Origin of the sequence: Roseivirga sp. BDSF3-8, assembly GCF_041449215.1 — a bacterium.
Taxonomy (GTDB): Bacteria; Bacteroidota; Bacteroidia; order Cytophagales; family Cyclobacteriaceae; genus JBGNFV01.
Genome location: NZ_JBGNFV010000001.1, coordinates 2,472,274 through 2,484,439, shown reverse-complemented (window position 1 = coordinate 2,484,439; position 12,166 = coordinate 2,472,274). Strand labels below are relative to the sequence as shown.

Below are 12,166 nucleotides of genomic sequence, written 5' to 3'. Positions count from 1 at the left end.
TGGAATAGGTTCTCTTGCTACCTTACCACCATCAAACCACTCAAACTCCATGAAAACAACAACACACCTACTCTTGACTATTATACTGACCGGCTCAGTAGCCCTGCCTGCCGCAGCACAGGAAGCAAGCCGCGAAAGAATGGAAACGCACATTAAGATTAACGTTTCTAAAGATGGCAAAACCCTGTCGCGCTCTTACTCTTCTGAAGAGGAAATGAATGAGGATAAGGAACTGCAGGAATTTATGGGAGAAGACGGTGTGATTGTAATCCATACTGACAAGGAAGAGATGATTACCGGTAACGGGAATATGAGGCAGGTACGTGTCATACGTGCAGGTGATGAGAAGAAAAAGGAGGAAATCATTATCCACGGGGATAAGGATAAAGACAGTAAGTCGCAAGTAATTGAGTATGGCAATAAGGTCATAATGGTAGAAAAGGGAGAAGGTAAAACGGTAGAGGTTTACCGTTTTTCAGATGAGGATGAACTGCCGGAGGATATTCGCCAAATGATAGAGGAAAGGAATGTAGCGGTAATTATGGGTGAAAAAGCGGACAGGAACGAAATTGTAAAAAGGGGAAAGAGAATTTATCCCGAACCAGGGGGCTTCCTGTCAGCACTGGACTATGATGTGGATCTGAAAAGCAATGAACTAAGCCTGAGCTTTGAGGCAGAAGCAGTGCCAACGGATATAAAAGTCACTGACGATAAGGGAAAAGAATTATTTAAGGAAACCCTCAAAAACTTTGATGGCTCCTACCAAAAGAAGATACAGCTAAAAAGACTGAAAAGCCCTACTCTATTGCTGTTAATAGAACAGAATGGGGAGGTGCGAGAAGAAAAGATTGATTTGGATTATTGAATTAGTTAGTAATGGTTAAGTGCCTATAAAAAGGCGCTCTGATGCGGAGGGTAACGGGATCGTTGTCCTCTGCTTTTTTTTTGACCATATTTGCAGGGCAATACCTTAGGATATGGAACTTACGAAAAAGCGATATACGATACAGGGAGTTGACCTCCTGGAACTTACCGAAAAATTCGGAACCCCCGTTTATGTTTATGATGCCGATAAGATCATAAGCCAGACTGAAAAGCTTCGAAAGGCTTTTGGCTCTATGCCGGTAAGGATTAAGTATGCAGCCAAATCTCTCACCAATATTTCTGTACTAAAGCTCCTGCGTAAAGCAGGTACGGGTATGGATGCTGTTTCTATACAGGAAGTTCACCTGGGGCTCAAGGCAGGCTTTACACCGGAGGAGATTTTATTTACACCTAACTGTGTGTCTATTGATGAGATTAGAGAAGGGGTGAAACTGGGTGTTACGATCAATATTGACAATATATCCATCCTGGAGCAATTCGGACACGAATTTGGTAATAAAGTGCCCGTATGCATTAGGCTGAACCCTCATATCATGGCGGGTGGCAACACAAAGATATCTACCGGCCATATCGACAGTAAGTTTGGCATATCCATACTGCAGATGAGGCACTTGCTAAGGGTAGTGGCCACTAATGATATTAACGTAACGGGTCTGCATATGCATACGGGTTCGGACATTCTGGACAGTGAGGTATTCATAAGGGGAGCCCAGATTTTACTGGACGCAGCAAAGGACTTTCCTGATCTTGAGTTCCTGGACTTTGGCAGCGGCTTTAAAGTAGCCTACCGTGAAGGGGACGTGACGACGGATATTAATGCCCTTGGCAAAAGGCTTTCGGAAACGATAGCCAATTTCAGTAAAGAATACGGACGGAAGCTGGAAGTATGGTTTGAGCCTGGCAAGTTTCTGGTTAGTGAAGCTGGTTACTTCCTCGTAAAGACGAATGTGATCAAAACCACGCCAGCCACTGTATTTGCGGGGGTGGATTCTGGCATGAATCATTTGCTGAGGCCGATGATGTATGACTCTTACCACGATATGGTCAATATTTCAAATCCCGAAAGTACTTTCAGGGTGTATACTGTGGTAGGGTATATCTGCGAAACGGACACATTGGGCTATGACCGCAAGCTCAGCGAACTACGCGAGGGGGACATCATTGCCATAAAAAATGCAGGTGCTTACGGGTTTAGTATGGCTTCTAACTATAATAGCCGATTCAGGCCTGCGGAAGTAATGATTCATCAGGGTGAGGCTAAGCTGATACGCCGCCGCGAAACGATGGAGGATCTGTTAAGAAATCAGGTGGAGATCGATATCTGATCTGATTTGAAGAGAATGGTCCTCTCTACCTTTTCTTCCCTTAGAAAAGAATTGATCACACGCCGTACGTACCTGCAATCTGTCACAGGCTGCATGTCTATGCCTGCGAGATAAGATAAATGGTCCAACTTACCGGCATCGGCAAAGCCGTAGCCGGTACAGCGGCCATTTTCTATTCTGATGATGGCTCTCTCCCGGGCACTTCGCCCTTCGTCTACGATGTACATGTCTTCGGCCGGGATCATAAAAGCCCTGAGCGCCTCCTCAGCCCGGGCATTATAGGTATCCGGCTTCTCCTTATCGCAGCATGCCCCGAGACACCATCCGAGTGTATGGTGAAAACAGGGACCTTTCGTCTTTTCCAGCCCACATAGGTTCATGCAAAGATTGTGCTCCTGCACCAGTGCGGTGAGCATCTTTTTAGCCTTGGCTTCCGTAGCAAATGCAGCTACTACCTGCTCATTTCCCTTAAGCCTTTTTAGTTCCATGCGGATGTAACCATCAATCCGGACATCCACGGCCAGACCAATGGCAAACTCGCCTCTTTTCTGCATAACATTGTAAAAGGGTTTATGCTTTTTGATCAGGTCGGATTCGTGAAGCAGGGCCACGAGTTCGCTGCCGGTCTCCAGGGTATCTATTTGCTTCACCATACGCGCCATGGCGGCAGCTTTACGCCCCCCCTTGCCTGCCAGGTGCGTAAGTACGCGCTGGCGCATATCGGTGCTTTTACCAATATACAGTATGACGCCATTTTCATCTTTAAGCTGGTACACGCCAGTGGTGGAAGGAAGCTTCCGGAGGGTAGCTTCCGGCAGATCGGTTAATAGCTTTCGGGCAGTAGTTTTTTTACGCTTACCCCCTTTCGTATAGTCAGAAAGCAGATTATGTGAGCTATTGCTTACCAGATGGTGCAATAGCAGTGCTGTAGCCTCCGCATCTCCGGCTGCCCGGTGACGGTTATACAATGGAATTTTGAGAGCATGGCAGAGCTTACCGAGGCTGTATGAACGGTGGCCTGGCAGTATACGTCTGCTGGCCTGTACGGTACAGAGCCTTTCCTTATCAAATGGAAACCCGAGGGCAGCAAAAGATTCCCGCAGGAATCCGTAATCAAAGTTCACGTTATGAGCCACAAAGACTCTGCCTTCCAGCAGCTCTACTATAGTCTTGGCCACCTCATGAAAAGCCGGCGCATCGGCCACCATGTGGTTATCAATACCAGTAATGCGGGTAATATGAGCGGGAATAGGGCAACCGGGATTGACAAGACTGCTCCATGATTTCACAATCTTCTTACCATCAGTAATATAGATGGCTACTTCAGTGATTTTATCATGACGGCAGCTACCTCCGGTAGTCTCCAGATCGACAACGGCATACATTTTCCAAAGTTAAAAAATTTAGCCGTTTTAGCCGAATTCCTAAGTAAGTTAGTATTCTTTAAGGTAAAGCTGAAAGGTAGTTCCCTCTCCTACGGTACTGTTCACCTCAATTCGCCCGCCGTTTTTCTCTACCATGGTCTTTATGATGTGGAGGCCTATGCCTTTGCCTTCGCTTTGCTTAGTAAAGCGCCTGAAAGGCTTAAACAGATCTTTTCCGATATTTTCGAGGTCTATTCCTATCCCATTATCCTCTACTTCGAGAATGACGAACTCTCCCATACGGTAGGTGCTTACCCTGATCCTTAACGGACGGCTGGGTTCGCGGTATTTCATGATATTGGATAGCAGGTTAGACAGTATGCTCACCATATAGGCCTCGATGTATTTAATCTCTTTTACATCCAGGTGCTTGTGAATGGTATAGGGGGTGAAGTCCGGACGGTTCTCCAGATCTGCCTGTATATCGCGAATGATGTTTTCAAGCTTGCAGGTGGCAATCTTACTTTCAAGGTTTGCCATACTTTCTATAAGGCCAATGAGCCCGTTAAGCCGGTTATCCAGTCTGCCGAAAGTATCCTCCAGCTTATTCATGATGTCCTGCCGGGCTTTGTCATCACTTTCCAGCTTATACAGCCACAGAAGGCTTTTCAAATTACCCACAGGGCCACGCAGGTCGTGCGCAATGGTATATATGAAGTTATCAAGATAGGTATTGAGCGAACGCAGGTCTTCATTATCTTTTCTGAGCTGCGATTCGGTGTTTTTTAGATCGGTGACCTCTCGGGTTATCGCAAGGATATGCTCTACAGACCCGGCAGACCCTTTCTCAGGAACTATTACTGAATGAAAATGCCTGGATTTCCCGTTGAATATGACCTCAAAGGTAATGTCATCTGTCTCCCCTTCTTTAAAGGTTGCCTTAAGCTTTTTATTCCATGACTCCAGCCCCTCTTCGCTTACCAGCCCCAGATCTTCCTTCTTTTTTCCTACAAGTTCCTCTGAGTCTATACCAAAAAACTTCTGGCAAGCCTCATTAGCATAGATTATACGATGCTCTTTATCGTATCGACAAACCAGGTCAGGATAATTTTTCACCAGGCGGTCATAGTTAGCCGCGTAGGTTTTAGCCTTATTACCAACCGCTCCTATATTGCGTCCAACGACCCAATAGGTTAGGGAGTTGCTGTTTCCGTTTTCTGCATATAGCCTGGTATGATACTGACAGGATTCACTCCCGTCTGTGGACGTGGAGCTAAAGGTAAAGTCATACTTGCCACCATTGGCCGTAAGTTGCCTGCGTAATTCGGCTCTGTCAGCCACACCGGTTTCCTGCCTGGAAAATGGGGTATCTTCCCAAGCCATGCCCTTAACGTCGTTATTAGAAAGATGAAAGGTGGATTGAAATGCCTCGTTTACAAAAAGCACCCTCAAATCCTCATTCAGATGCATAAGGATATCGGGACAACTTCTGATAAAGCCTGCACTATAATCGTAGGAAGTTTTGTCCTTATTTTTACTTTCGGACGCGTATGGCATACAATCTACCTCAGTAGGGTCGGTTCCCATAATGCAATGTTGAAAAAATTTCAGGGAATCGCTAAAAAGTTATAATTCAAAAAGTTAGTGCTAAATATAAGCCTTTTCCATAGTTTAAAAAATAGCCAAGGCCGTATCCGCTAATTCCTGTAAGTTACAGGAATTATTTACTCAAGTGAGGCAATTATTTATTTCCTCAATAATAATACCTGATTTGGTTATGTTTTGTTCTCTTAAATTAAGGTATTTTCTTACTCATTGTTCCCGGAGGCGGCGGTTGTGTCTCCAATTACTATATTCTCAGTGGATTTTTCGTTTGAATTTCCGTTAAGACTTTTCAGATGCTGCTCCAGTTCCTGAAGTGCCTGTCCAGCTTCTTCGTACCTTCGCTGAGAGGTATATCTTACATATTCTTCAAAAGCCCGGTTGGCCTCTTCGATAAGCCTCACCTGACTTTCGCTTCCAGCCGGCTGGGTGGGCCGGTCACTTACTGGCAGCGATGGTCCCCGGCCATCTTCCGCTCGTCGGTTAAAGAGTCCCTCCAGGGCTTCACCGAATGATTCGGCGTAGCTTAGTTCATCACCATGCATTACTGCCACAAGCCTGAGCTCAGGGTAAGCTGCCGTTTCAGCCTGCAGGTATATTGGCTCTACATAGATAAGGGTGTTGCCTATAGGAATGGCAAGTACATTACCTCTGATCACATTTGAGCCCCTCTGGTCCCACAAACTTAGCTGACCTGATAAGTGACTGTCCTGGTCTATTTTGGTTTCTACCTGCTGGGGTCCCAGCACACGGGTATCTTTAGGAAAATTATAGCTGATAAATTTACCATAATTATCGCCATCGCATAATCCGGCCACCCAGCCTATCAACACGCGGCGGTTTTTAGGGGTAAAGGGTAATATTAGGCTGAATTGTAATTCAGGGTTACCTTCCTGCTTCCATAATATATAGTAAGGCTCCACAGCCTGTACGCTTTCACGATATTTTTCAGTAGCTCTGATCCAAAGATCTTCCTGATTGTAAAATACTGTGGGATCGCTCATATGGTACTTGGCATACACCAGCCCCTGTACCAGTAGCATGTCCAGGGGGTAGCGTACATGGCTGCGTAAATCATCCGGCATTTCGCTTGATGGCCTGAACAGCCCTTCAAAGACATTACTCCAGGTACGGATAAGCGGGTCTTCCTCATCAAACACATAAAATTGCACTGAACCGTCGTATGCGTCCACTACTGCCTTTACTGAGTTTCGCAGATAGTTTACTCCGGCAAAGCCGGGTTGCGTGGTTTGCGTGTTCTGACGGTCCTGCTCGCTATCACCGAAAGAAATGCTCTCGCGTTCGTTATAGGGTTCTGAATAAGGGTAATGCCTGCTGGTAGTATAGGCATCGATTATCCAGTATAATCTACCCCCGGACAATACGATATAAGGGTCTTTATCATATGTGAGAAAGGGGGCCAGCTTTTTCACGCGCTGGCGTACCTGGCGATGGTACATCATACGGCTGCTGTCTGTAGGATAGCTGCTAAACAGAAAACGGGTACCGTCAAATCTGTAACCATATACAAAACGTCTCCACCAGTTAGTCAGAGGCACGCCTCCCTCTCCTTCGTACCGGTTATATATGTTTTCTTCACCGCTGGGGTAATCAAATTCAGGTTCATTACTATTTACAATTACCGGGTTAGATTCTACCTCACCGTAGTAGATGCGTGGCTCTGTCACCTCCAGCGAAGGATAGACTGATTTGGGAGGTATGTCCTTAATAAGCATTTCAGGCAGGCCTTCCCTTGTAAAATTGGACACAGGCGTAAGGGTAATTCCGAACCCATGCGTGTATTTGAAGCGCTGGTTTACGAACGTTTTACTCTGATCGGGAAGGTTATTTACGTTCATTTCCCTGGCCGAAACCATCACCTGGCGGTATTTGCCGTCTATCATGTAGCGATCAATGTCCACATCCCTGAACTCGTAGTACAGGCGTATCTCCTGAAATTGTCTGAACACCTCATCCAGTGCCCGGTAATCCCATAGACGTATATTTTCAAACAAGTCGGGGTTATCCTCAACCGTAGAGGCTGTAAAATCTCCATCTGCCGTAAATTCGCGTTCCTCAGCATTATGGAGGTTAAAGGCCCGGCGGGTGAAATCAATATTATGTAGGATGTAGGGCTTTTCAAGGGTGATTTCGTTAGGTTCCACCCTCAGGAACTGAAAAGCCCCTGGTACAAGGGAAAGGGCTGTTACCCAAAGCAATGCGACACTTATAGCTGCCATTATCAAAGCTATAGGGTGATTTGTATGTGCTTCGCCGCGTAGCTTTCTGGCCATATTCTGCCATATACGCCTGCCTGGCGTAAGTAATAAAGATAGGCCTGCCATCAGGGTAAGTACGCTAACCACCCAATAGGCAGGTAATCTGATTTGCACATCGGTCCAGCCAGGGCCTGCCACTGCCCCCCAGTCACTATACATAAGGTTAAACCGGTCTATGTATTTCTGTATAGCCAGCACGACCAGCAGAATACCCCCGGTAAAGTAAACCGGAAAGAATAGCCTGCGCATAGTGGGGGCATCACCCATAGGCTGGTAAAATTCGAGCACCCCATTTCGGTTAGGGTGAAGATATGCACCAGCCAGCGATACGATAAGTGCAAGTACTGACAACCATATGAGCAGGGTAAGCAGGCTTTTTATAATAGGTAACGTAAAGAGGTAGAAGCCAACTGTCTGGCCAAGAATAGGGTCCTGCAGACTGGTAGAGACCTGGTTAGTAAACAAAAGAAAGCTCTCCCATGAGCTAAGGCCCCAAAAACCTCCTGTTATGGCAGCCAATGCTATGGAGAGATACCTTATACGCTGCTTATAGGGCGAGAGATATAAGGTAAGCAGAGTCATGAGAAACGCACTTCCTATAGCTCCTCCGGCTATAAAGCTGACCCTGGTGAGTTCAAGCGTCCAGAAGCGATCGTCATATCCCAGGTTTTCAAACCAGAGCAATTCTGAATAGAAGACCAAAAAGCGGAAAAACAGGATTGTGAAGATGGCTATCCCGGCACCGAGAACCACCATGTTTCTCTTTTTGACATACAGCCCTCTGAAAAAGAAGTAAAGAGCCAGACCATAGAGTACAATTGACAGCGCGATGTACATAAAAAAATTCTTTGTGAACCGGTTTTAAAAAATGAAAGGTAAGAAAATTGAAATAATACTTCTCATCGTACCTGTTTTCTTATAGATCATTAACTACCATCTCAGATTGACACCCATTTTATCATAATGAGACATGAAAATTTCTGATATTCAGTGGTTTTATCATAATGATAAACAGTAATTAGGTAAAATCCTCCCAAACGGCGTTATAACGCGATTTTTCATTTTTGGCACGGGGTTGGTATTAAAGAGAGCGAATAGGTTGAGTAAGCGGAAGCACTTTTGACAGCATATTCGCATTTAAATTTTTTAAACTGCCTAGAGCAATATTTTTTTAACGAAGCTATACGCTTTAATAAATGCGAAAATCTTTTTGGACTTAGGCAAGCTTCCGTAATTTTTTAAAGATACATTCCATACGGCGTGGTTTAGTGAATGAGTAGATGAATAAAAGGTTGTCGCTATCAAGCGGCAACCTTTTTTGTGTTTTCCCCCTACCAGTCTGCTTTAAATCTCCTCCATATTTGCTACTTTGTCACAAATGCCTCATAGCAAATGACCCTACGTCTCGTCTTTTTCATTATCTCTCTATTATTAATTCCCACTATCTGTCAGTGCCAGGTACCCGGGCTTTTTATCGAAAACAAGGGTCAGTGGCCTGGAAGTGTAGCTTTTCGTACTCAACTGCCGGGGGGTGCCATGTACCTTACCGATAAAGGCATTACGTACGGGTTTTATTCTCAGGAAAAGGTGGCCACATTTCACAGCCACATTACCCCGCCGGAACCCGCCCTGCGCAGTGCCAGTAGCTTACCTGATCCGGACAGGGTGCCTATGCATAGCTTTGATATGACCTTTGAAGGCGCCAAACTGTCGGAATACAATGGAGAAGATGGACATAAAGCTAATTTCAATTTCTATAAGGGAAATGATCCTACTCATTGGGGTAAAGGAGCAAAAGGATACAAGCGTGTGGCCCTCTCTGAAATATATCCGGGTATTGGTGCCAGGTTTTATAGCGTGGGTACTGGCGAGATACCCCAGGATCTTAAGTATGATTTGCTGATAGCCCCCGGAGCCGATCCCAACATTATCAAAATGAAATACAGGGGCGCCTCTTCAGTCAAGCTGGCGGGCGGGCAGTTGATCATTGAAACATCAGTGAACAGAATGGTGGAGTCCAGGCCAATAGCCTATCAGGTGGCAGGTACTGACACGCTATTCATCCGCTGCAGATTTACGATAAGTGATAATCAGGTCGGCTTCAGCTTTCCCTCAGGCTATAACCCTGATTTACCTATGGTCATAGATCCTATTCTGATATTCTCTACATTTAGCGGCTCCAACGCAGATAACTGGGGATTCACTGCCACTTATGACGATAACAGTAACTTTTATTCCGGCGGTATCGTGTTTGACCCGGGCTTTCCTTCAACCATCGGTGCTTATGATATTTCCTTTAATGGCGGTATAGATATTGGCATACTGAAGTATGACAGCCTGGGCAGTAGCCTGGATTATGCGACTTACCTGGGCGCAAGTAATACAGAAACGCCCCATAGCCTGATCGTAGATAATGCAGGCAATCTGGTCATACTGGGAGCTACAGGTTCTCCGGATTTTCCTACAACAGCTGGTGCATACAAAAACACCTTTGAGGGCGGCCCTAATCTGGAGGTGATAGATGGTATTACCTTCGACCAGGGAGCGGATATGTACATTGCTAAGCTATCTAATGATGGCAGCGAACTGTTAGGCTCTACCCTACTGGGCGGACAGGGGCTGGACTGCCTTATGAGTTCCTTCAATCCATTGTCAAAAAATTATGGTGATGAGTTCAGGGGGGAAATCTACATAGATGAAAACGACTTCATTTATGCAGCTACCTCTACAGAATCGGCGGATTTTTTTGGGAGTTACACGCCTATGAAGGCACATGCGGGGGCTTATGACGGGGTTATCGTAAAGATGAGTCCGGACTTATCTAACCTGGAATGGGGTACGTTTTTTGGTGGAAGCAATCATGATGGGGCTTATGCTATCCGTACGGATGCGAACGGGTACATCTACGCTGCCGGAGGGACAAGCAGTTCCGATATACCGCTAAGCAGTATGGATAGCCTTTATGGCGGAAGCATAGATGGGTGGATAGCCCGCTTTGACCCGGCCACTAATACCCAGCTAGGCGGCACATACCTAGGAACTTCAGCTTATGATCAGGCCTATCTTCTGGATCAGGACGCCGATGATAATATTTTTATACTGGGACAAACAAAAGGTAATTACCCCATTCAGGGAACTACCTACAGGAACAGTAACGCCGGGCAGTTTCTTCACAAACTGACACCGGCACTTGACAGCACACTGTTTTCTACTACGCTAGGTCAGATAAATGCTTCAGGAGCCGTTAATCCGGATATAAGACCCACAGCCTTTTTGGTAAATGATTGCGATATCATTTTCATCAGTGGCTGGGGTGGACCGGGTATCAATAACAGGGTATCGAACTATGTTCTGAACGGACGTGAAATAGACCAGCTCCCTCTTACTTCAGACGCTTTTCAGTCCACTACGGATAATAACGATTTTTATCTGATGGTATTAGGCCCGCAGGCAAACAGGCTTCTCTACGCTACATACTTCGGAGGAAAGGAGCAAAATGACCATGTAGACGGTGGTACGAGTCGATTTGACAAGCGGGGCATCGTATACCAAAGTGTGTGTGCAGGCTGCGGCGGTACTAACAACTTTCCCACTACAGCAGGAGCCTGGTCCAGGATTAACAGCAGCTTTAACTGCAACAATGCAGCCTTCAAGTTTGACCTGGCTACGCTGGATGCTCGTTTTGAAGCGGAACCTCAAACAGGCTGTGCTCCTTTAACAGTCAATTTTATCAACCTAAGTGTAGGCGGAAAGAACTTTATCTGGGACTTTGGGAATGGAGAAACTTTTAACGGTAAGAACCCACCCCCTGTCACTTATCCGAACGCAGGGCAGTATACCGTTTCCTTACTTATCAATGACGAACAAACCTGTGCCATTACCAGCCGGGCACAAAAGGTGATCAGTGTTTTTGAAGGCCAGTTTTTCATGCCTGCTGATGTGAACATTTGCCAGGGTGACCAGACGGTACTGCAGGCAGGGGGGGCAGATATATACAGTTGGATGCCTGAAGAGGGACTTTCCGATCCCACTATAGCCAGCCCGACTGCCTCGCCGGACTCAACGACTATGTATGTACTAACGGCGGTAGACGCTAATGGCTGTACCTTTACTGACTCTGTAATGGTTAGCGTCACCCCCCAGCCTGACACAGGCTTTGAAATGAAGCGAACGGCAATGTGCGAAGGCATTATGGCGGTGGACTTCTCTTTTGATGGAGAAATATATGAAGAGTTAAACTGGAACTTCGGTGATGGAACTACTTCCGCGGATAGTGCTTCTTTACAACATGAATACGATGAGCCAGGCGCCTATACCGTTACACTGACTACCCGTAATGGTATCTGTGAGCAAACCTTTACCCGCAAGATAAATGTAGAAAGATTCAGGGTGGGCAATGTAATTACCCCGGATGCGAAGGATGGTAAAAATGACACCTTTACTATCATTAGCCCGGAGCCGGTTGATGTAGTAATTAGTAACCGATGGGGCAAAGTAATGCATGAAGCCAAAAATTATGGTAATGACTGGAACGGGGCCGACCTGGCGGCGGGCGTTTATTATTTTGAAATACTCCTGCCAAACGGTGAGTCCTGCACAGGTTGGCTTCAGTTACTGAAATAGAAAAAGGAGGCTGTCTCAAAAGTGTTGAGGCAGCCTTTACTTTTTTCTTTCCAGGCTCATCTGCTGTAAATGCTATTGATGATCTGTT

At 45.9% G+C, this 12,166-nt stretch carries 6 protein-coding genes; 3 read left to right on the top strand and 3 right to left on the bottom strand.

The genetic code is table 11. The annotated features are described in order from the left end of the window. Positions 1-49: 49 nt before the first annotated feature. Together AB9P05_RS10305 and lysA are read left to right on the top strand one after the other, a co-directional pair. Positions 50-865 (top strand): hypothetical protein, encoded by an 816-nt coding sequence (locus tag AB9P05_RS10305; RefSeq protein ID WP_371908744.1) that lies wholly within the window; start codon positions 50-52, stop codon positions 863-865. A gap of 112 nt (positions 866-977) precedes the next feature. Beyond that, positions 978-2,210, top strand: coding sequence for a diaminopimelate decarboxylase (gene lysA / locus AB9P05_RS10300; RefSeq protein ID WP_371908743.1), 1,233 nt, complete (start codon positions 978-980; stop codon positions 2,208-2,210). On the opposite strand, the gene AB9P05_RS10295 is transcribed toward lysA, so the two are convergent. The 3 genes from AB9P05_RS10295 to AB9P05_RS10285 all read right to left on the bottom strand — a co-directional run bounded on the left by AB9P05_RS10295 (position 2,189) and on the right by AB9P05_RS10285 (position 8,292). Beyond that, a complete protein-coding gene (locus AB9P05_RS10295; RefSeq protein ID WP_371908742.1) occupies positions 2,189-3,595 on the bottom strand; it encodes an exonuclease domain-containing protein in 1,407 nt (468 codons plus the stop codon). The two genes, lysA and AB9P05_RS10295, sit on opposite strands and share 22 nt — an antisense overlap. 48 nt (positions 3,596-3,643) lie before the next feature. Next, the gene (locus AB9P05_RS10290; RefSeq protein ID WP_371908741.1) at positions 3,644-5,161 is read right to left on the bottom strand and encodes an ATP-binding protein; all 1,518 of its coding nucleotides are present in this window, start codon (positions 5,159-5,161) and stop codon (positions 3,644-3,646) included. Between the two features lie 221 nt (positions 5,162-5,382). Continuing rightward, on the bottom strand, positions 5,383-8,292 hold the full coding sequence (locus AB9P05_RS10285) for a UPF0182 family protein (RefSeq protein ID WP_371908740.1): 2,910 nt from the start codon (positions 8,290-8,292) through the stop codon (positions 5,383-5,385). A 555-nt stretch (positions 8,293-8,847) separates the two neighbouring features. On the opposite strand from AB9P05_RS10285, the gene AB9P05_RS10280 reads away from it, so the two are divergent. Then, on the top strand, positions 8,848-12,078 hold the full coding sequence (locus AB9P05_RS10280; RefSeq protein ID WP_371908739.1) for a PKD domain-containing protein: 3,231 nt from the start codon (positions 8,848-8,850) through the stop codon (positions 12,076-12,078). Positions 12,079-12,166 lie beyond the last annotated feature (88 nt).

Coding starts and splice junctions, on each gene's coding strand:
- AB9P05_RS10305 (WP_371908744.1), top strand. CDS start 50: ATGAAAACAACAACACACCTACTCTTGACTATTATACTGACCGGCTCA.
- lysA (WP_371908743.1), top strand. CDS start 978: ATGGAACTTACGAAAAAGCGATATACGATACAGGGAGTTGACCTCCTG.
- AB9P05_RS10295 (WP_371908742.1), bottom strand. CDS start 3,595: ATGTATGCCGTTGTCGATCTGGAGACTACCGGAGGTAGCTGCCGTCAT.
- AB9P05_RS10290 (WP_371908741.1), bottom strand. CDS start 5,161: ATGGGAACCGACCCTACTGAGGTAGATTGTATGCCATACGCGTCCGAA.
- AB9P05_RS10285 (WP_371908740.1), bottom strand. CDS start 8,292: ATGTACATCGCGCTGTCAATTGTACTCTATGGTCTGGCTCTTTACTTC.
- AB9P05_RS10280 (WP_371908739.1), top strand. CDS start 8,848: ATGACCCTACGTCTCGTCTTTTTCATTATCTCTCTATTATTAATTCCC.